Raw genomic sequence first — 19,596 nt, 5'->3', positions numbered from 1 at the left:
CGGCGCGCGGCGTGCCCGGGGATCTCAGCAGGCCCGCTCAGGACCGCCGTCGACCAGGGCGGACAGCAGACCTCCGAGCACTTCGCGCTGTTCGACGGTCAGTGGGGCAAGGATGTCCTCTGCGGCGGCACGGCGCGCGCTGCGCAACTCCCTCAGCGTGTCGCGGCCGGCGTCGGTGAGCTCGATCCGGACCACCCGGCGATTGGTCGGATCGGGCACCCGGCGCACCCGGCCGGCGGCCTCCAGGCCGTCCACCAGACTCGTCACCGCGCGGGGGACCACCTCGAGCCGGGCCGCGAGATCGGCCATCCGCGGCGGCTCCTCGTAGTGCGCGACCGTCCGGAGCAGCCGGAACTGCGCAGGGGTGATCCCGACCGGCTCCAGATACCGCTTGTGATGGCGGTGCAGCCGGCGGGTGAGCCGCAGCAGCTGCTCGGCGAGGACACCGTCGGGGTCGGGGGAGTCGGGGAGGGCCGGGGTACTCATGACGGAACAATATCAGGACCACGTGCATTGTGAGTATAGGTAACAATGAGCTATGCTCTCATCGCCCCACTCTCGAACCCTCGTAGGAGCCCATGCATCCGCACGACGAGTCCGCCTGGACGCCCCCCGCCCGTGATCCCAAGGAGCCCAAGGAACCCGCCCAGCTGCGGCGCATCCTCCGGCTCTTCCACCCCTATCGCGGCCGCCTCGCCGTGGTCGGCCTGCTCGTGGCCGCCTCGTCGCTGGTGTCCGTCGCCTCGCCCTTCCTGCTCCGCGAGATCCTGGACACCGCCATCCCGCAGGGCCGCACCGGGCTGCTCAGCCTGCTCGCCCTCGGCATGATCCTCACCGCCGTGACCTCCGGCGTCTTCGGCGTGCTCCAGACCCTCATCTCCACCACCGTCGGCCAGCGTGTCATGCACGACCTGCGCACCGCGGTCTACGCCCAGCTGCAGCGCATGCCGCTGGCCTTCTTCACCCGCACCCGCACCGGCGAGGTCCAGTCCCGCATCGCCAACGACATCGGCGGCATGCAGGCCACGGTCACCTCGACCGCCACCTCGCTCGTCTCCAACCTCACCGCCGTCGTCGCCAGCGTCGTCGCCATGCTCGCCCTCGACTGGCGGCTCACCCTGGTCTCGCTGCTGCTGCTCCCCGTCTTCGTCTGGATCAGCCGCCGGGTCGGCCGCGAGCGCAAGCGGATCACCACCCGGCGCCAGAAGCAGATGGCCGCCATGGCCGCCACCGTCACCGAGTCGCTGTCCGTCAGCGGCATCCTGCTCGGCCGCACCATGGGCCGCGCCGACTCCCTGACGAAGTCCTTCGCCGACGAGTCCGAGCGCCTGGTCGACCTCGAAGTGCGCTCCTCCATGGCCGGCCGCTGGCGGATGTCGACCATAGGCATCGTCATGGCCGCCATGCCCGCCCTGCTCTACTGGGCGGCCGGCCTCGCCCTCCAGGTCGGCGGCCCCGCGATCTCGCTCGGCACCCTGGTCGCCTTCGTCTCGCTCCAGCAGGGCCTCTTCCGGCCCACCGTGAGCCTGCTGTCCACCGGCGTGCAGATGCAGACCTCGCTCGCCCTCTTCCAGCGCATCTTCGAGTACCTCGACCTGCCCGTCGAGATCACCGAACCCGACGAGCCCGTGCGCCTCTCCAAGGTCGCCGGCGAGGTCTCCTTCGACAAGGCCACCTTCCGTTACGAGCCCGAGGGCGAGGGCCGCCCCACCCTCGACGCGATCGACCTCACCGTCCCGGCCGGCGGCAGCCTCGCCGTGGTCGGCCCCACCGGCTCCGGCAAGTCCACCCTCAGCTACCTCGTCCCCCGGCTCTACGACGTGACCGACGGCCGGGTCACCCTCGACGGCGTCGACGTGCGCGACCTCGACTTCGACACCCTCGCCCGCGCGGTCGGCGTGGTCTCCCAGGAGACCTATCTCTTCCACGCCTCCGTCGCGGACAACCTGCGCTTCGCCAAGCCCGACGCCACCGACGAGGAGATACAAGCCGCCGCCCGCGCCGCCCAGATCCACGACCACATCGCCTCGCTGCCCGACGGCTACGACACGCTGGTCGGCGAGCGCGGCCACCGCTTCTCGGGCGGCGAGAAGCAGCGCCTGGCCATCGCCCGCACCATCCTGCGCGACCCGCCGGTGCTGATCCTCGACGAGGCGACCAGCGCCCTCGACACCCGTACGGAACACGCCGTCCAGCAGGCCATCGACGCGCTCTCGGCCGGCCGCACCACCATCACCATCGCCCACCGCCTCTCCACCGTCCGCGACGCCGACCAGATCGTCGTCCTGGACGCCGGCCGCATCGTCGAGCGCGGCACCCACGAGGAACTGCTCGCCCTCGACGGGCGGTACGCGGCCCTGGTGCGCCGCGACGAACACACGAACGTGGGAGCGGTTGTTCCCCAGAACGCGTGATCGTTCCGGATTTCGTTGCCCAACTCCCGTACGGCGTCGGATGATTACGGTGCGCAAGCGACGGGCTGCAGACCGCGACTGCGCAGTCCCACAGAAAGCTCTGTACGAGGAGAAGCACCACCATGAACGTCATCACCAACCTGCTCGCCGGCGTCCTCCACTTCCTGGGCTGGCTCGTCTGACCCGTAGCAGGAAGGCCAGCGCCGTCGGCCCCCGTCCCAGGGACCGGCGGCGCTGCCGCGTGCGCGGGTTCCGCGGAATCGGGTACGGAGCGGGTTAGCGTGCGCCCATGACGTACCGGACCTGGCAGCCCGACCCCCGTCGCCGCCGCACCCGGCTCACCCGGCGCGGGAAGCTCGCGTTGCTGCTCGGCGGTCTGCTCGCCACCGCCACGGCCATCACCGTGCTGCTGCTGCTGTTCACCGGCGGCGACGCCCCCGCGCCCCGCCCCGTCCCCGAGAAGCAGCGCACCCTCCTCATCCCGGAGGGCTGGCGGGACGGCGAGGTGTACGCGGCCGTCGACCGCTCCCTCAAGCTCCCCCAGGGCGCCGCGCGCAAGACCGCCCAGGCCCCGGCCACCAAGCTCGCCCTGCCGGCCGCCGCCGAGGGCAACCCCGAGGGCTATCTCTTCCCCGCCACCTACCCGGTCGACAAGGCCACCACCGTCGACGGCCTGCTGCGCTACATGGTCGCCACCGCCGCCAAGCGCTTCGGCGACCCGCGCATCGCCGACGGCGCCCGCCGCCACGGGCTGAGCGTGCACCAGATGGTCATCGTCGCCAGCATCGTCCAGGCGGAGGCCGACACCCCCGAGGACATGGGCAAGGTGGCCCGGGTCGTCTACAACCGGCTCGCCCAGGGCATGCCGCTGCAGATGGACTCCACCATCAACTACGCCCTGGGCCGGGACACCGTCGACACCAGCCACCAGGACACCCGCGTCGACAGCCCCTACAACACCTACGAGCGGCGCGGCCTGCCCCCGTCACCCATCGGCAACCCCGGTGACCAGGCCATGGGCGCGGCCGTCGCCCCGGCGGACGGCGACTGGCTGTACTTCGTGACCGTGCGGCACGGCGACACCCGCTTCACCGGCAGCTACGCCGAACACCAGGCGAACGTCGCCGACTTCAACGAGCAGCGACGGGCCGCGGGGCGTTCCTGAGCAGCCGCCGGATGTCGGCGACCGCGGCCCGGCCGGCCCGGTTGGCGCCGATGGTGGACGCGGAGGGACCGTAACCGACGAGATGGATCCGCGGGTCGCGGACCGCCCGTGTCCCCTCGACCCGGATGCCGCCGCCCGGCTCGCGCAGTCGCAGCGGTGCGAGATGGTCGATCACGGCGCGGAAACCGGTGGCCCACAGGATCACGTCGGCGTCCACCGTCCGCCCGTCGTCCCAGGCCACCCCGGTCGGGGTGATCCGGTCGAACATGGGCAGCCGGTCGAGGATGCCGCGGGCGCGGGCGTCCCGGATGGCGTCGTTGAGCGGAAGGCCGGTGACCGACACGACGCTGCGCGGCGGCAGCCCCTGCCGTACCCGCTCCTCCACGAGGGCGACCGCGGCCCGCCCCTCGACCTCGCCGAACGGGCCCTCGCGGAAGACCGGCTCGCGCCGGGTGACCCAGGTCGTCGCGGCGGCGACGTCGGCGATCTCCATCAGGTGCTGGGTGCCGGAGGCGCCGCCGCCGACCACGATCACCCGCTGCCCGGCGAAGGCCTGCGGTCCCGGGTACTGGGCGGTGTGCAGCTGGCGCCCCCGGAAGGTCTCCTGCCCGGGATAGCGCGGCCAGAACGGCCGGTCCCAGGTGCCGGTTGCGTTGATCAGCGCCCGGGTGGCGTACGTGCCCTCCGAGGTCTCCACGAGCAGCCGCCCGTGCTCCCCTTCCCGGACCGCGGTGACGTCCACCGGGCGGTGCACCCGCAGGTCGAAGGTCTCCTCGTACGTGGTGAAGTACCCGCCGATCACCTCGGAGGACGGCCGCGCCGGGTCCGCGCCGGTCAGCTCCATGCCGGGCAGCGCGTGCATGCCGTGCACCTTGCCGTACGTGAGCGAGGGCCAGCGGAACTGCCAGGCGCCGCCCGGCCGCGGGGCGTGGTCGAGGACCACGAAGTCCCGGTCGGGCTCGAAGCCGGTGCGCCGCAGGTGGTAGGCCGCGGACAGGCCGGCCTGCCCGGCCCCGATGACCACCACGTCGACAGCGCGCACCGCGCCGCCCGGCGTCGTCCGGTCAGCCCTGTCCGCGCCGTTCAGCTCGTCCAGCTCGTGCACCTCGAAATCGTTCACGATTCCACCAACCGTGGGTGGGGCCGGGATCTTCCCGCGCCCCGCCCACGGTGTCCGTGCGGCGTCCGTGCGGTGTCCGTGCGCGGATACGGGCTAGCGTCCGCCGCCCGCGACAAGCAGCGGCGCTCCGCCCGGGGCCGAGGCCGGGCGCCCGTTCGCGGCCGGGCCGCCGCCGAGCAGCGGCGAGGCGGGCAGGGTCGGCAGCAGGCCGCGCCCGGCGAGCTCCGGCGTCACGCCCTCACCGAACCAGTACGCCTCCTCCAGATGCGGATAGCCGGAGAGCACGAAGTGCTCCACGCCCAGGTCGTGGTACTCCTCGATCCGGTCGGCCACGTCCGCGTGGCTGCCCACCAGCGCGGTGCCCGCCCCGCCCCGTACCAGACCGATGCCCGCCCACAGGTTCGGCGCGATCTCCAGGCGGTCCCGGTCGAGCGCGCCGCCGCCGTGCAGCGCCAGCATCCGCTGCTGGCCCACCGACTCGCTGCGCCCGAGCGCCGACTGCGCCGTCGCCACCGTCTCCGGGTCGAGATCCGCGAGCAGCCGGTCCGCCGTCGCCCACGCCTCGCGCGCCGAGTCCCGCGAGATGGTGTGCAGCCGGATGCCGAAGCGCACTGTGCGGCCCCGCTCCTCGGCAAGGCGTCGGATCCAGTCGATCTTCTCCTTCACCTGCCAGGGCGGCTCGCCCCACGTCAGATACACATCCGCGTGCGCCGCGGCGACCGGCCCGGCCGCCACCGACGAGCCGCCGAAGAAGATCTCCGGCACCGGATCCGGCGGGAGTGCGGTCAGCCCGCCCTCGACCTCGTAGTGCTCGCCCTGGAAGTCGTACGGCCGGCCGCTCCACACCCCGCGCACGATCTCCAGGAACTCGGAGGTCCGCGCATAGCGCCGGTCGTGGTCCAGGAAGTCCCCGAAGCGCCGCTGCTCGGCCGAGTCTCCGCCGGTCACCACATTGAGCAGCAGCCGGCCCCGGGTGATCCGCTGATACGTGGCCGCCATCTGCGCGGCGAGCACCGGCGAAAGCACCCCCGGACGGAACGCCACCAGGAACTTCAGGCGTTCGGTGTGCTGGGCCAGCGCCGCCGTGGTCAGCCAGGCGTCCTCGCACCACGTACCGGTCGGCGTCAGGACGGCTTCGAAGCCCAACTGCTCGGCCGCCTTGGCGATCTGCGCCAGATACTCGATGTCCGGCGGGCGCACCCCGCTCGCGGTGCGCGAGGCGCGGCCGATGCCGCCGTCGGCGTAGACGTGCCGGTCGACCAGGGTGCGGCCGTCGCCGCCGGTCGGCAGGAACCAGTGGAGATGCACGGTCATCGGGAGGAGTCCTTTCCGTAGGAGCGCGCCGGGGTGGTGGACGGCGGCAGGTTCTTGTCGAAGCGGTTGTCGACGAAGTCCGCGAAGCGGAACGTCCGTGGAATCAGCCGGAGTTCGGCGAAGGTGTCGGCGATCTTCTGCTCGGAGGCGACGGCCGCCGGGTCGAGCGCGACGGCTATCCGGGTGCCGTTGCTGCGCTTCACCGAGGCGAGCGCCACCTCGTACGGCAGACCGGTCTCCTTCGACCAGACCCTCGCCCACGCCTCCGGGTGCCGGTACACCCAGTCCTGCGCGCGCCGCAGCCGCTCGACGAAGTCGCCGATCGCCGCCGCCTTCTTCGCGTCGGCCAGCGCGGCGGGCGCGGCGACCTGGAAGCCGAGCCCGTTGACCACCCCGCGCCCGTCGGTGAGCACCCGGCCCTTGCCGCTCTGCAGGACCTGTGAGGTGTACGGGTCCCAGACCGCCCACGCGTCGACCTTGCCGCTGGTGAACGCGGCGAGCGCGTCGGCCGGTTGGAGAAGCTTCACCTGGACGTCGGAGAGCCGGAGCCCGGCCTTCGCCAGCGAGGCGATCAGCTGGAAGTGCGCGGAGCTGCCCTGCGCGACGGCGATCGAACGGCCCTTGAGGTCGGCCGCGGAGCGCAGCGTCGAGTCGCGCGGCACCAGGATGGCCTCGCCGGCCGGATCGCCGTGGGTGGCCGCCACCACGGTGATCTTCGAGCCCGCGCCGGCCGCGAAGACGGGTGGCGTGTTGCCGACGCCGCCGATGTCGACGGCTTTCGCGTTGATCGCTTCGAGGAGTGGCGGTCCCGAGGTGAAGGTCGACCAGGTCACGCGGTACGGCAGGTGGTCGAGCTCCCCGGCGGCGCGCAGCACGGCCTCGGAGCCGCCCTTCTGGTCGCCCACGCGCAGCACGACCGAGGACGAGTCGCCCGCGGCGGCGGAGGGCGTGGGGGAGCAGGCGGAGGAGAGGAGGGCGAGCGGGAGCAGGAGGGCGGCGGCGGGGCGGAGGAAGCGGAGGCGTGTCATGACGGCGACCTTCGGGAAGTGGGGCGGATCAGACGGTCTGGGGTACGGGCGGGGCGGGGGTCTCCGCGGTCGTGGAGGCGTCCCGGAGGGCGCCCGGGGTGTCGTGGACGCCGAGTTCGGAAAGCAGCCGGGCCCGGAGGGCGCCGAAGCCGGGGTCGGCGGGGTCGCGGGGCCGGTCGAGGGCGACCGGGGTGTCGTACGCGATGACGCCGTCCCGCATCACCAGCGCCCGGTCGGCGAGCAGCAGCGCCTCGTCGACGTCGTGGGTCACGAGCAGCACCGTGCAGCCGCGCCGCCGCCACAACTCGTCCACCAGACGCTGGGCCTTGATCCTGGTCAGCGCGTCGAGCGCGCCGAACGGCTCGTCGAGCAGCAGCAGATCGGGCTCCCGTACCAACGCGCGGGCGAGCGAGGCGCGTTGGGCCTCGCCGCCGGACAGTGTCTTCGGCCAGGCACCGGACCGGTGTCCGAGGCCGACCTCGGCGAGGGCCCGTTCGGCGCGCTCGCGGTCCGGGCGGCCGGGCAGCCCGAGGAGCACATTGCGCCAGACCCGCTTCCACGGCATCAGCCGCGGCGCCTGGAAGGCGACGGCGCGCCGCTTCGCCACGAGCACGGTGCCGCTGATCTCCCGGTCGAGGCCGGCGAGGACGCGCAGCAGGGTCGACTTGCCGCAGCCGCTGTGGCCGAGGAGAGCGGTGAACTGGCCGGCGCGCAGGGTGAGATCGAGTCCGTCGACGACGGCCCGGCCGTCGAAGGAGCGGGTCAGACCGCGGACGGTCACTGTCCGGTGAAGGTCGGTCGCCATTGCAGCAGCAGCCTTTCGAGCGAGCGGACGAGGGTGTCGGCGAGGAGGCCGAGGAGGGCGTAGACGACGAGGCAGACGACGATGACGTCGGTGCGGAAGAACTCGCGGGCCTGGTTCATCAGGAAGCCGATGCCGGCGTCGGCGTTCACGGACTCGCCGAAGACCAGGGCCAGCCAGGCGGTGGCGAGCGAGTAGCGCAGCCCGGTCATGGCCCCCGGCAGCGCCCCGGGCAGCACCACGTGCCGGATCAGCCCCCAGCGCCCCAGTCCCAAGGACTCGCCCGCCTCGACGAGTTGGGCGTCGACGCCGCGGATCCCCGCGTACACGTTGAGGTAGAGATGGAAGGCGACGCCGAGCGCGATCAGCGCGACCTTGGGGGCCTCGCCGATCCCGAGCCAGATGATGAACAGCGGGATCAGCCCCACCCACGGCACGGTGCGCAGCATCTGCACGCTCGCGTCCACCAGGTCCTCGCCGAGCCGCGAGAGCCCGGACACCAGCGCGAGGGACACCCCGACCGCCCCGCCGATCAGCAGCCCCACGGCGACCCGCTGCAGGGAGACCAGCATCGCGTGCGGCAGCGTCCCGTCCCGCACCAGCTCACCGCCGGCCCGCGCGACGGTCCCGGGCGAGGCGAGCACGTCACCACTCAGCACGCCGGTGGCGCTCAGCACCTGCCAGAGGACGAGGAGAAGCACGGGCCCGACGGCGCGCCGCAGCCAGCGCGGCGGGCGCGGCAGCCGACGGGCGCGCCGGCCGGAGACGAGCGACTCAAGCTCTGAAATAGCGGAAATATCCGGCGGAGAATGCGCCGGTGCATGCCCGAGGGTCATGAAGAAGGCTCCGGGGAAGGTGGAGGGGGCGCGCGAAGGCGCGAGGGCGCGGCGGCCAGTCCGTCAGAACGCCGCGGAGAAAAGACAGAAGAAAGCGCCGAAGAAAGCGCTGAAGAGAACGCCGAAGAGGACGCCGAGGAAAACGCAGAAGGGCGTCAGCAGCCGCGGCGGGAACACGCGGCGGAGGCTACCCGCAGCAGGTCGATGTGACCGCGCGTGGTGAGCAGTGCTGTACGCAACATGGCGCGAACCTAGCGACCCGTTCGGCGGCCGGTCAACGCCGTCTCGGAGCGTGGACGCGTAATCCCGCCCCGTGAACGGCAAGATGACCCCATGTCCTTCACCAGCACCGTCCTCACCGTGACCACCGGTTCGACGGAGACGGTCACCGACCTCACCCGTGACTGCGAACAGTTCCTCGCCGACACCGCCTCCGGCCGCGACGGCCTCCTCCACCTCTTCGTCCCCCACGCCACCGCGGGCCTGGCCCTCCTCGAAACCGGCTCCGGCAGCGACACCGACCTCCTGACCGCCCTCCACCACCTCCTCCCCGCCGACAACCGCTGGCAACACCGCCACGGCTCCCCGGGCCACGGCCGCGACCACGTCCTCCCGGCCCTCATCCCGCCCCACGCGACGGTCCCTGTCCTGGCGGGCCGTATGGAACTGGGCACCTGGCAGTCGATCTGCCTGGTGGACACCAACAAGGACAACCCGCGGCGGCAGGTCCGGTTGTCGTTCCTGGGGTAGCGGCTCGCTGCCGCATGACTGTAAGTGGCATCCGCGGCCGCTCCAAGTGATGGTCCGGAGCGTGCCCCGCCGGGCATCCGCCCCTCCGGTTCGGAGCGTCGGCCCGGTGCTGTGATGCGGCGAGGGAGCGGCTTGCTTCGCCGAGGACCGCGTCTGTCTCTGAGTGATTCAGACGTCCTTCGATGCATTTTCGATGTGGAAGCGACCTTGGGACACCACCGTCTGGCGGATGCGGTTGGTGAATTCGGGGCTTCGGGCAATCCGGTCGACGCCGCCGGCCTTGTTGTTGCGTAGGGCTGTTTTGAAGCACTGGTCGAGCACGCCTGTCAGACGGTCCATGAGCTCGGTGTTGAGGTGGTCGAGGTCGATGTTCAGCAGATCGCGCGGGGTGGGCTGGCGCAGCCGCGTGAGCGCGTAGGCGGACACTGAGGCAAGGGGGTAGAGCCAGTTCTCGATGGTCTCTCCGAGAAGGGGGCGATCCTCGGTGTACGCATTCAGATGCTGCCGGATCCGGGTGTGGACGTCGAGGGACAGACGGTAGAGGTCGAGATCCACTTTCGAGGAGAAGATCTGGTGGTAGTGCTTGTCCTCGAGGAGCAAGGCCTCTGAGTGCCTGAGTGCCACGTGCGGCTCGCGGAGCGCGAAGGCCGTGAACTCGCGTGCCAACCGCGCCATGGAGACGACCTGATCAAGCGGGAACCCGAGGTTGCGGTAATAGCTGGCGCGCCGCTCGTAGTAGTAGCCGCCGCCATGCGTGAGACTCTCTTCGATGTCCTTCTGAATCGGTTCGGTGGCCCTCAGCGCACCGGCCGGAAGCTGGGTCTGACTGTTGGTGGCCCGGATGATCCTGTCGCGAGCTGTCCCGTTCTCCGGTGCGACCACGATTTTGACGAGCAGAGAGCGATCGCGGTGATGACCACCGGCTTGGAAGAAGCTGTAGACCTCGTGGCTCGTCTGAAGTCCGTTGACGATCTGTGGATCCTTGATGACGATCTTCTTGCCCGCGATCTGTGCTGCGTCGGCGACGACCGTGACACCGTTGTTGAACCACCAGAAGTCTTCGCCCGTGCCGGACTTCAAGGTCTCACCGATGGCATTGTTCACCGCTGTGGAACCGGCGTAGTCCCGCACGTTCGATTCGAACAGCTCCAGTCGGAGGGCCTGGTTGTCCGAGGTGATGAAGCGGTAGTACTCATCGAGCCGTGCCAGGCACACGTAGCCCTCCCCGAGAGACGTGCTCATGGGAGTTTCGGTGAAGACGAGCTGCGCCACCGCCTTCGCGCCACGGGCGGTTCGTTCGCGAAGGTCCGCCGCATTGAGATACTCGATCGTCGCCTGTGTGTCCGATGTGATCTTGGAGATTTCTCGACGGAGACGATCTCCCTTTGCCTTCACGTTGGGGTGAGGGCCCTCTGCCGCCTTACTGGCGTAGATCACCTTGACCCGTACCTGTGGGAACGAGGAGGCCAGGTCTTCGAGAACGCGGAGGAATCGTCGTGTGCGCTCGAGGAGTTTGGCGTTGGTGTGAGAGCCCAGCTCGTCTTCGTCGCGGCTCATGTCGAGAAGCGTGGGCAGATGGAAGTGGAGCTTCTCGAAGACCGTTTCCTGATAGCCGGGTGAGGTCTTCGCCTGAAGCACGACCAGTTCGATGGTGCCGGCACGTTGAGTGAGGTACTGGTGGGCGTCAGAAGTGACGTAGCGGCCGTCTACGAATGACCAGATGCCGTCGATGCCACAGTCGTGTGCGCCGTCAACTATGCCGTCGGTGATTTCGTCGTTGTCCAGATCCCAATCCTGCAGCGCCTTGTCGGCTGCGAAGAATGTGAAGAAGTCGTCCCGTCCCTTCTGTGGCGCCAGCCGCCGGTGCTGGTCATCCAGAATCCGGTCCAGAAGTCGCTGATCGTTGTTTTGAGCAGACGTCATCCAACACCTCCGGTGCGCAGGCGAACGAGACAAGATGGTCGCAGGCTCACCCAGCAAGAGGAAACCCCTCGAAGTGGTGTAGATCAGGTCGTAGCGTGCGCTCGGCGTGACCCAGCTGCGTGTGCGGTGCCGGATGCCCTCCCTGAGCCCGGCGGCGTCGGGGTGCGCCGGACTGGCGAGGTCGGCTCCCTCGGTGGTGGCGACACCTGCTGCAGGCGGCCGAGGTCCCAGCAGCCTCCTCCGAACCGCCTTCCCGCTGGTTTGGAGGGGCGTGCCGGCGGCCATGGGGACTTCTTCGTCCAAGCAGTTACTGCCTTGACGTGTCAGGCGGAAACAGTGATTCCAGGCGGCACCTGGGATCCTGCGATCCGGAATCGTTCCAGGTGGCCTGTGGACATTTTTCGGGGTGGAACTTGACGAAGAGGACCCGATGTGACCAGCACCATCTGTCGCCGAAGCGCTCCATGTAGCTGTACGACGGCTCCGGATCGCCTGGCCGCGCCTGAACGACCTCGGCCCATTCTCCCTGCACCGCCACCTCTCGCAGGCTGCCGGATGCCGCCTCGTCCAGCGTCGAGGACTCCGAGCTGGCGAAGAGTTCCCCCACAGCCTTGGCGCACTTGTCCGGGGCGCACACGGTCTCCCCATTTCCCCTCCGTACCGCTTCGGAGGTTGTGGTCCACGTGTCGCGCACACCGGCTTCGCCAGGCTGAGCTCCGACATCACGGACGGAGTTTCCGGTTCCCTGCGTGGCCCAGTACACGCCCCACCCGTTCCGGCCAGGAGAGGGACCACGAGCGGGATCCACCAGCGTCCTCCCTTCTTGGTCGTGTTGTTGATGTCCCGGCCGACGATGGTGCCCCGGTTGTCCCGACCGATGGACGGGCCGGTTCGGGTTCGTGATGCTGTGGCCTGCCAGCAGTGCTCCGTCACCCGCGGTGAACCGGGGGGATGAGTGGGAGGCGGCGGTACGGACTGCCGTGCCCCGTCGAGGGGAGTTGGCGTCTCGGGCACCTGTCATGAGGAGATGGCGTCCTCTCTTGCTGCTACGTCTCCAAGGCCGGCACCGGAGAGGACGGAACCGTCTCCCGCAGCGATGTGCACATCCTCACCAGCGTCGACCTGTGACGAGCCGTCACGAGGCACACGGGCGTGTGACCGCTCGATGGTCCCCTGGGCTAGGAGCGAGCTTCGTCCGGCGCGCATGGTGACCACTGCGGATGGCGTGCTCGGAGTCCTCAAGAGGATCACCGCGGCACGACAGCCGCGATGACGCCCGCGATTGCTCCGCAGACACTCGCCACCTGATCAGCCTGGTCCAGGTCTCCCAGAAGTGCCAGGAGGCGAGCCCCAGGGCAACCAGCGCTGACAGGCACACCAAGGCCCCATAAAGAACGCGCTTCCACATTTCAGCTCCCCGTTCGAGGCGGTGGGAGTTCGTGCCGCGCGGCACAAGTCCTCACCGGAGGACCAGGCCGAACTGGCAGGATCGTGTGGTCAGCCACGGCCGTCACATGCCTTGCAGTCGTCACTGCCGCGGCAGCTGGCGCACTTCCACACGCCGCGGTATTCGGTTCCGTCGCACGTGGTGCACTGAGCTTTTTCAGAGTGGCCACTGATTCCCAATGGTGTTGTCAAGGGGCGGTAGTGACCCACTGTGGTTGGGTCATATCGCTGTCGCGCCTGCGCGGGCCGCAGCGGTCTCGAAGAGCTTGTGGTCGCGCAGGAGGGCCCAGAGCACGTTCAGGCGGCGCCGGGCGAGGGCCAGGACGGCTTGCTTGTGGGACTTTCCCTCCGCGCGTTTGCGCTGGTAGTACCGCTTCGATTCAGGGCAGCACACGGTGGCGACCTGGGCAGAGAGGTAGAACATTCGCAGCAGTCGCCTGCTGTAGCGCCGGGGCCTGCGGAGGTTACCGCTGACCTTGCCCGAGTCACGGGGGACCGGGGCCAGGCCGGCCACACCGGCGAGCCGGTCGGAGCTACCGAACACAGACATGTCTCCACCGGTAGCGGCGATGAACTCGGCGCCCAGCGTCATGTCGATGCCGGGCATGCTGGTGATCACGTCTGCGTCGGGATGCTCCCGGAACCGGGCCTCGATCTGGGCTTCGAGCTCCGAGATTTCCTCGTCGAGGGCCGTCACCGCCGCGGCCAGCGTGTGGACCATCCGCGCGCAGGTCCTTTCCCCGGGAACGACGGTGAACTGGGCTTCTCCGGCGGTCACCGCGGCCTCGGCCGTGCTCCTGGCAGCGGTGCTGGTACGCACGCCGTGGTTCTTCAACCAGGTCGTGAGCCGCGACCGGCCGATCCTTCGCAGGGCTGCCGGGGTTTGGTAGCCGGCCAGCAGAATCAGCGCGCTCTTGGAGGTGCTCAGATCGAAGGCACGCTCCAGGGCGGGGAAGTACTCCAGCAGCTGCGCGCGGAGGCGGTTGATCGCGCGAGTGCGGTCGGCCGCGAGGTCGATCCGGCGCGCGGTCAGAATCCGCAGGTCTACTGCGATCTCACCGAGCTCCTGCAGAGGCTGCAGGTCACGGCGCATGCGGGCGGTGTCGGCGATGATGAACGCGTCCTTCGCGTCCGTCTTCCCACTGCCCCGATAGGCCGCTGAGGCGTGGTGCACGGTCCGGCCGGGGATATAGAACAGCTTCTGGCCGTGGTTGACCAGCAGCGCGATCCACAAGGAGGCCCCGCCGGCGTTCAGGTCGACGGCCCAGGTGACCGGACCACCGTCGGCTATCCCCAATACGTCACCAAGGAGTTCGAGCAGTTCAGCCTCGCTGTTCGGCACACGCCGCGACAGCAACGTCGTCCCGTTGGCATCGATGACCGTGCAGTGGTGCTCGGCCTTCCCCGCGTCCGTCCCGGCCCACAATTCCGGCACCGATCCTCCTCCGACGTGGTGTTGTGTCCCAGCAGACGACCTCGCCGACGCATCCACACGAGCGATTCAGTTCGCGTATCCCAATGAGCGGCCGAGTCGTCGCGGGGTGCCGGGCGGCCAATCAGTGGAAGCCACATCATCGGCTATCGGGTGACAGCCATACCCAGCACCCCTGGGTGCTCCGATCCTACGAATGACCGGAACGGCCCACGACGAACGGTATGGATCGGGTGACTCGGCCTGGGGCACTCGATCAGTGGCCACTCTGAGACCGCGTTTGAGATCTGCGACGAGTGAGGCTGGGCAGGCATCCGTACTGTCGTGGTCGGCACGTAGGGTGCGGCCATGACTTTGCCTGATCTCGTTCCCATTCGGCATGAGCCGGACTACAGAACGTCCACCATCGGACAGTGGGACGGAGGCCAGTTCTTCGCTCACGTCAGCGGTGTTGTCACAGGCCGGGAAGGTAATGGGCGGGTAGTGCGGCGGTGGTACTCCGTGCTGCACGAGTTCGACACCGACGGCCAGCACCTGGACTCGCGCATCAGGTCGGCAGGAACGGTCGCCGACGGACCGGGGAAGGTGCCGGTGGTGGAAGCCGCGCAGCGGGTTATGGGTGAGTGGTTGGACTCGCTGCCCGGTCGGCGGTTCGCCGACATCGCAGTCGCCCCGTTCGCCGTAGAGGTCGACGGCACACTGTTTGGTCTGGTCCCTGAGTGCCACGGGGAGTATCCCGATGGGGTGGAACAGGATGACTGGGCTGAGTTCTACCCGAACCGGCTTGGATTCAGCGCACCGTGGGACGGCTCGTATGACACATGAGGAGATGTGCGATGCGTCAGCCGGTGACGCGTGAGAGGGATCGCGGGTCTTGCCGGGGTGCCGGTCGGCGTCGGGCAAGGCGGCGGACCATGATGCCGATCATCGCCCAGCGGATCACCGTCTCCGAATGAGCGGGGGCTGGTCTCGTAGTCGCGGGCAAGGCGGCGGTGGGCGGTGACCCACGAGAAGGTGCGTTCCACCGCCCGCTGCTTGGGCTGAACCTGGAAGCCGCGCTGGTCGGGATCCTTGCGGACGATCTCCAGGTCACGGCCGGGGATCTGGGCAGTCCACTCGACCAGGCGGCCGGCGAAGCCCTGGTAGGCCCAGACCTTCCGGACGCCGGGATGGTCGAGCCTGGTCCACAGCAACGGTCGCTTTGCGCCGTCACGGTCCTGGATGCTCGCCGCGACGACGTGGACGGCCATGAGCAGGCCGAGGGTATCGGTGACGATGAACCGCTTGCGGCCTTTCACCTTCTTGCCCGCGTCGAAACCCCTGGTAGCAGCAGGGACGGTGTCGGCGGTGCGGACGGACTGCGAGTCGATCAGGCCCGCGCTCGGCTCCACGTCGCGCCTCCCGGATCCGGCCGCGCAGTGCGTCGTGGATACGCTCGACACTGCCGTCGTCGTGCCACCAGGTGAAGTACCAGTGCACCGTTGGCCACGGCGGGAAGTCTTTCGGCAGCTGCCGCCAGGCACAGTCGGTCCGCACCACGTAGAAGATCGCGTCCGCGATCCGCCGCCGCGGGTGTTTCTCCCGCCGACCGCCCTTCGGACCCACCCGCGCCGGCGGCAGCAACGGCTCCATCAGGGCCCACTGCTCGTCCGCCAGGTCCGACGGATACCCGCCCCCAGAGCCACTCACACAGAGCTCAACGACCCTGCCAGCCCCACGGCGCGGCAGATCTCAAACGCGGCCTGAAGAGCTCACTGATGAATCGAGGTCAAGGACGGGAATTCAGATAGTGGTCACGCCGGAACGGGGCGACGACATGGCACGGGAGGTCATTCCCAGGGACCACCTCGCTGAGATGGGTGACGTCACCGCCGACGCCCCTCCAGCCCGACCTCGTCCGTGCAGAACTTGGGAGCGGGGACCACGTCGTTCGTGAGCACCGTGAGGGTTCCGGCCGCGGAGAACGATCCCGTCAGCTCGCATCTTGTACTCTGCGTGGTTGCCAGGTAGCGGTGGTGGAGTTCTTCGTCGCCCCTCCCGTCGAGGTGGGGGCAGTAATTCTCGACATACACTCCAGAGTCGAGTCCGTTTGCCGCCTCGATCGGCGCGGAGAGCCCCGTCTTCCGGAACATCTCGTGCTTCCATAAATCTTTCTGGTAGGCCTTCAGGAGGTGGGCGTCGCAGAACAATGACGTCGTATCGGGGAATATCGCGTCGCCCTCCGACCGCGAATCGGCCGCGTCGCGACAGACGAACAACAGATTGCGGATGAGCGCCCCCACGCGCAGCAACCGGAGTGTGTTGAAGCCGTACGATACCGGAAGGATGGTCTTGGACCAGTAAGACGTCGTACCGACGGCCGGTGGTGTCTGGGGCGTCGTGTTGCCCTGGAGATCTGTCCGTGACGGCTGGGACCATGCGTCCAGGTGTATCCGGACACGCACCGACGGCAGGGGGGATGGTGCGGTGCCGTAGACGTGGTTCGCAGGGGCAAGCGTGATTCGGACCTTCCAGGAGGATGCCGCGTTCGTATTCGGGAGGCTTCCCAGCCCATCTTGCGTGGAGAACTCCACGGGAACTCGCAAGCAGAACCGGAAACCGCCGTCGGACGCTGCGACACCCGAATACATCGGGGACAACTTCGGGTCTGAAGCGTAGGCGTATCCTCCGTACTTGTTGACGAGGTACAGGTCATACCCGGAGAAGGGGCCGACGACGGGGGTTCCGTTCGTGTCGACGAGGGCGATCTCGGAGATCACACTCCACGGCGCGTCTTCCACGGCGGTAACGCCGTTGCCGGAGCCGCTGAATGCATGGACATCCAGGATGATGTTCCGGAGGTACCCGTACGCCGGGACGTCGTATGGCCCGAGGACGGTGGACGTGGGCGTGAGCGCCTGCGTGACGTCCTGCATTGGCTCAAGGTGCTCGTGGCTCGCCCGGGAGAATGGGACGAGAAAGGTGGCTGGTCCGGTAGCGGGCATTGTTCCTCCTGCAGTCATGGGGAGGTGGTGCTGGTTTCTGTTCACTAGGTGTTGCGGGTCATGAGGTTGTTGGCGGGCCGGTGAGTTCAGCTTGGTTGTCTACCGCCCAATGCGCGAGCTGCGCCAGGGGCCCGTTCGCGAACGATTCGCCAAGCGGTGAGAGTTGGTAAACCGCGCCAGGATGCTCCGACGATCGCTCGGTGCTGCGCACTTTGATGACGAGGCCACGAGCCTGCAGGCGTTGGAGCGCCTGAGTGAGCACTTTGTCGCTGACTCCCGTGATGCGCAGGAGTAGTTCGTTGCGTCGCGTTGGCCCCAGGCGCAGGGTTGAGAGCACGACGGGGTCCCACGTGTGGCGGATGAGCTCCGCTGCCACGCGCACATGACAGTCGGAGACGAACGTCTGACAAGACTCCTCAATCATGAAGTTCAGTGTCCCATCAGCTTCCTACCGAATGGTAGGAGGCGCGTTCGTAGGGTTCTGGAGGACACCGCTTCCAAACGGAGGAGACAGTTGCGAACGTAGGCATCTTGGGCACTGGAAACCTGGCCGTGACGCTCGGTCGAGCCTGGGCCGCATCCGGTCATTCGCTCTTGGTGGCAGGGCGCAATCCGCTGCACGTCAGTGAGGCCGCAAACCACATCGGCCCCTCAGCGGAAGCAGTTGCCCCCGCCGACTTCGCGGGGAGGGCCGATGCGGTCGTGGTTGCGGTCTCCTGGGAAGGGCTGGAGGCCGCTCTGCATCTCGTCGGCGGTTCCGACGGGACGCTGGCTGGCAAGACCGTGATCGACTGCACCAACCCGGTCGACTACGCGACCGGTGAACTCAAGCCGGCATCCGGCTCCGCAGCGCAGCCTGTGGCTCGCTCCGCTCCTGGTGCCCACGTCGTCAAGGCGCTGCACCTGTTCGCGGGGGCCTCGTGGCCATACGCGAGCTCGCAGGAGACGGCGCCGGTCGTGGCGATCTGCGGCAGCGAGCGCAGTGCTCTGGATCTCGCCACGGCACTGATCGGTGACCTCGGCGGGCGGGCGGCGGTGATCGGAGGGCTCGACAGCACCCGGCAGCTGGAAGAGACCGCGGGATTCGTCATGAGGGTCGTCGCGTCCGGCCACAATCCGAGGCTCGCCGCGCCCGATGTCGACCCGGCGCTGATCAGTGCAGCATCCACGACAACCACTGAGCCGGCAGACCCCTGGAGAGGGCCGTGACCCGCGCCCCGGCGCTCTCTCCACGCCGTCCGGAAAGCCCACCACGTCTCACCGCAATGCTCCGCTCTCGGCCGAGGGCCGCCGACGCCTGGTCGAGCGATGCCAGACCCGACCAATCGCCCACGTCGCCGCCGAGATGGGAATCTCCCGGGTGTGCGCGTCGAAGTGGGCCAACCGTTATCGACGCCACGGCGAGCTCGGTCTCCTCGACCGCTCCTCGACACCACACCGCCAGCCGACCGCCACGTCGGCCTGGGTGATCGCGCAGATCGAAGACCTACGCCGCAACCGCAAGTACTCGGCAGCCCGAATAGCCTTTGAGCTCACCATTGAGGGGACCCCGATCAGCCGACGTACTGTGAGTCGGCACCTGGCCTTGATGGGGCTGAACCGACGGCGCTTCATCGACCCCAATGGCGAATCGAATCGGGCACCCCAACCAATCGTCGCGAGACGCCCCGAGCACATGGTGCACGTCGATGTGAAGAAAGTCGGCCGGATCCAAGACGGCGGGGGCTGGCGTGTACACGGCCGCGGCAGCGAACAAGCCAAGGCTGTCGACAAGGCCAAGACGCAAGGCGCCCGCAGCGGGTACGTGTATCTGCACTCAGCAGTCGACGGCTACTCCCGGCTCGCGTACACCGAAGCCCTCGCCGACGAAACGGCCAGCACCGCGATCGGGTTCCTCCACCGAGCAAGAACATGGTTCGCAGCCCACGGGATCACTCGGATCGAGCGCGTAGTGACCGACAATGGCGCCTGCTACCGCGCCGACGCTTTCGCTCGCGCCATGCTGGCGTCCCGGCATCAGCGGATTACGCCGTGCACACCCCGACATAACGGCAAGGTCGAGAGGTACAACCGTATCCTGGCCGAGGAGTTTCTCTACGCCAGGACCTGGACGTCAGAGCAGCAGCGCGCGGACACCCTCGGCGTCTGGAACATCCACTACAACTACCACCGACCCCACACCGCCATCGGAAACCAACCGCCAGCCATCCGACTCGGCACCAGCGTCACCCACGTCCTGACCTCATACAACTAGCGCTGCCTGTCGGTGGGACTGGAGACGGCAAGCTCAGCAGCTCCACTGTCGGGGACTGTAAATCGTTCGGTGTAACTCCCGATCATGGAGGATGCACCGATGACCAGTGAGAACGTGACCGAGGCCGA

16 protein-coding genes and 2 pseudogenes are annotated in these 19,596 nt (G+C 68.7%); 6 read left to right on the top strand and 12 right to left on the bottom strand.

The features are described from left to right. Positions 1–24: 24 nt before the first annotated feature. Positions 25–486, bottom strand: coding sequence for a MarR family winged helix-turn-helix transcriptional regulator (locus KV205_RS24495; protein ID WP_265866740.1), 462 nt, complete (start codon positions 484–486; stop codon positions 25–27). A 92-nt stretch (positions 487–578) separates the two neighbouring features. Here KV205_RS24495 and KV205_RS24490 point away from each other — a divergent pair, with 92 nt between their 5' ends. Together KV205_RS24490 and mltG are read left to right on the top strand one after the other, a co-directional pair. Beyond that, positions 579–2,414: an ABC transporter ATP-binding protein gene (locus KV205_RS24490; RefSeq protein WP_265866739.1), complete on the top strand. Its 1,836-nt coding sequence runs from the start codon at positions 579–581 to the stop codon at positions 2,412–2,414. A 289-nt stretch (positions 2,415–2,703) separates the two neighbouring features. Further along, the gene (gene mltG, locus KV205_RS24485; RefSeq protein WP_265866738.1) at positions 2,704–3,579 is read left to right on the top strand and encodes an endolytic transglycosylase MltG; all 876 of its coding nucleotides are present in this window, start codon (positions 2,704–2,706) and stop codon (positions 3,577–3,579) included. Here the strand turns inward: mltG and KV205_RS24480 are convergent. The 6 genes from KV205_RS24480 to KV205_RS36560 form a co-directional block, all read right to left on the bottom strand. Continuing rightward, a complete protein-coding gene (locus KV205_RS24480; RefSeq protein ID WP_265866884.1) occupies positions 3,545–4,621 on the bottom strand; it encodes an NAD(P)-binding domain-containing protein in 1,077 nt (358 codons plus the stop codon). The genes mltG and KV205_RS24480 overlap by 35 nt on opposite strands. Before the next feature lie 171 nt (positions 4,622–4,792). Beyond that, a complete protein-coding gene (locus tag KV205_RS24475) occupies positions 4,793–6,013 on the bottom strand; it encodes an LLM class flavin-dependent oxidoreductase (RefSeq protein WP_265866737.1) in 1,221 nt (406 codons plus the stop codon). After that, entirely contained in the window at positions 6,010–7,041 is a 1,032-nt protein-coding gene (locus tag KV205_RS24470) for an ABC transporter substrate-binding protein (protein WP_265866736.1), read from the bottom strand. The genes KV205_RS24475 and KV205_RS24470 overlap by 4 nt, the downstream gene beginning before the upstream one ends. A 28-nt stretch (positions 7,042–7,069) precedes the next feature. Next, positions 7,070–7,846, bottom strand: coding sequence for an ABC transporter ATP-binding protein (locus KV205_RS24465; protein ID WP_265866735.1), 777 nt, complete (start codon positions 7,844–7,846; stop codon positions 7,070–7,072). After that, positions 7,819–8,679 carry an ABC transporter permease gene (locus tag KV205_RS24460; protein WP_265866734.1) on the bottom strand — a complete coding sequence of 287 codons (861 nt, stop codon included), beginning with the start codon at positions 8,677–8,679 and terminating at the stop codon, positions 7,819–7,821. Before KV205_RS24460 ends, KV205_RS24465 begins: the two co-directional genes overlap by 28 nt. 155 nt (positions 8,680–8,834) lie before the next feature. After that, positions 8,835–8,921 carry a putative leader peptide gene (locus KV205_RS36560; RefSeq protein ID WP_374214724.1) on the bottom strand — a complete coding sequence of 29 codons (87 nt, stop codon included), beginning with the start codon at positions 8,919–8,921 and terminating at the stop codon, positions 8,835–8,837. 91 nt (positions 8,922–9,012) lie between these two features. On the opposite strand from KV205_RS36560, the gene KV205_RS24455 reads away from it, so the two are divergent. Further along, on the top strand, positions 9,013–9,429 hold the full coding sequence (locus tag KV205_RS24455) for a secondary thiamine-phosphate synthase enzyme YjbQ (protein WP_265866733.1): 417 nt from the start codon (positions 9,013–9,015) through the stop codon (positions 9,427–9,429). A 168-nt stretch (positions 9,430–9,597) separates the two neighbouring features. On the opposite strand, the gene KV205_RS24450 is transcribed toward KV205_RS24455, so the two are convergent. Both KV205_RS24450 and KV205_RS24445 read right to left on the bottom strand, forming a co-directional pair. Continuing rightward, positions 9,598–11,637, bottom strand: coding sequence for an AIPR family protein (locus tag KV205_RS24450; protein ID WP_265866732.1), 2,040 nt, complete (start codon positions 11,635–11,637; stop codon positions 9,598–9,600). 1,381 nt (positions 11,638–13,018) lie between these two features. Next, positions 13,019–14,233: an IS110 family transposase gene (locus tag KV205_RS24445; RefSeq protein WP_265866731.1), complete on the bottom strand. Its 1,215-nt coding sequence runs from the start codon at positions 14,231–14,233 to the stop codon at positions 13,019–13,021. A gap of 498 nt (positions 14,234–14,731) precedes the next feature. Between KV205_RS24445 and KV205_RS24440 the strand changes: the two genes are divergently transcribed. Further along, on the top strand, positions 14,732–15,055 hold the full coding sequence (locus KV205_RS24440; protein WP_265866730.1) for a hypothetical protein: 324 nt from the start codon (positions 14,732–14,734) through the stop codon (positions 15,053–15,055). 16 nt (positions 15,056–15,071) lie between these two features. Here the strand turns inward: KV205_RS24440 and KV205_RS24435 are convergent. The 3 genes and pseudogenes from KV205_RS24435 to KV205_RS24425 form a co-directional block, all read right to left on the bottom strand. Further along, positions 15,072–15,862, bottom strand: a pseudogene (locus KV205_RS24435) (IS5 family transposase). Positions 15,863–16,095: 233 nt separating this feature from the next. Continuing rightward, positions 16,096–17,145 carry a hypothetical protein gene (locus KV205_RS24430; RefSeq protein WP_265866729.1) on the bottom strand — a complete coding sequence of 350 codons (1,050 nt, stop codon included), beginning with the start codon at positions 17,143–17,145 and terminating at the stop codon, positions 16,096–16,098. Positions 17,146–17,272: 127 nt separating this feature from the next. Next, positions 17,273–17,638 carry a helix-turn-helix domain-containing protein gene (locus KV205_RS24425; RefSeq protein ID WP_265866728.1) on the bottom strand — a complete coding sequence of 122 codons (366 nt, stop codon included), beginning with the start codon at positions 17,636–17,638 and terminating at the stop codon, positions 17,273–17,275. A 107-nt stretch (positions 17,639–17,745) separates the two neighbouring features. Between KV205_RS24425 and KV205_RS24420 the strand changes: the two genes are divergently transcribed. After that, positions 17,746–18,423, top strand: coding sequence for an NADPH-dependent F420 reductase (locus tag KV205_RS24420; RefSeq protein WP_265866727.1), 678 nt, complete (start codon positions 17,746–17,748; stop codon positions 18,421–18,423). Between the two features lie 46 nt (positions 18,424–18,469). Continuing rightward, positions 18,470–19,468, top strand: a pseudogene (locus KV205_RS24415) (IS481 family transposase); the annotation flags it as partial. Positions 19,469–19,596: the final 128 nt, after the last annotated feature.

This window comes from Streptomyces sp. SKN60 (assembly GCF_026236535.1).
In the GTDB taxonomy this organism is placed as follows: Bacteria; Actinomycetota; Actinomycetes; order Streptomycetales; family Streptomycetaceae; genus Streptomyces.
This window is presented reverse-complemented; position numbering and strand designations above follow the sequence as displayed.

What these genes read in the sequence shown, in the direction of transcription:
- KV205_RS24495 (WP_265866740.1), bottom strand. Translation starts at nt 486, where the DNA reads ATGAGTACCCCGGCCCTCCCCGACTCCCCCGACCCCGACGGTGTCCTC.
- KV205_RS24490 (WP_265866739.1), top strand. Translation starts at nt 579, where the DNA reads ATGCATCCGCACGACGAGTCCGCCTGGACGCCCCCCGCCCGTGATCCC.
- mltG (WP_265866738.1), top strand. Translation starts at nt 2,704, where the DNA reads ATGACGTACCGGACCTGGCAGCCCGACCCCCGTCGCCGCCGCACCCGG.
- KV205_RS24475 (WP_265866737.1), bottom strand. Translation starts at nt 6,013, where the DNA reads ATGACCGTGCATCTCCACTGGTTCCTGCCGACCGGCGGCGACGGCCGC.
- KV205_RS24470 (WP_265866736.1), bottom strand. Translation starts at nt 7,041, where the DNA reads ATGACACGCCTCCGCTTCCTCCGCCCCGCCGCCGCCCTCCTGCTCCCG.
- KV205_RS24465 (WP_265866735.1), bottom strand. Translation starts at nt 7,846, where the DNA reads ATGGCGACCGACCTTCACCGGACAGTGACCGTCCGCGGTCTGACCCGC.
- KV205_RS24460 (WP_265866734.1), bottom strand. Translation starts at nt 8,679, where the DNA reads ATGACCCTCGGGCATGCACCGGCGCATTCTCCGCCGGATATTTCCGCT.
- KV205_RS36560 (WP_374214724.1), bottom strand. Translation starts at nt 8,921, where the DNA reads ATGTTGCGTACAGCACTGCTCACCACGCGCGGTCACATCGACCTGCTG.
- KV205_RS24455 (WP_265866733.1), top strand. Translation starts at nt 9,013, where the DNA reads ATGTCCTTCACCAGCACCGTCCTCACCGTGACCACCGGTTCGACGGAG.
- KV205_RS24450 (WP_265866732.1), bottom strand. Translation starts at nt 11,637, where the DNA reads ATGGCCGCCGGCACGCCCCTCCAAACCAGCGGGAAGGCGGTTCGGAGG.
- KV205_RS24430 (WP_265866729.1), bottom strand. Translation starts at nt 17,145, where the DNA reads ATGCAGGACGTCACGCAGGCGCTCACGCCCACGTCCACCGTCCTCGGG.
- KV205_RS24425 (WP_265866728.1), bottom strand. Translation starts at nt 17,638, where the DNA reads ATGATTGAGGAGTCTTGTCAGACGTTCGTCTCCGACTGTCATGTGCGC.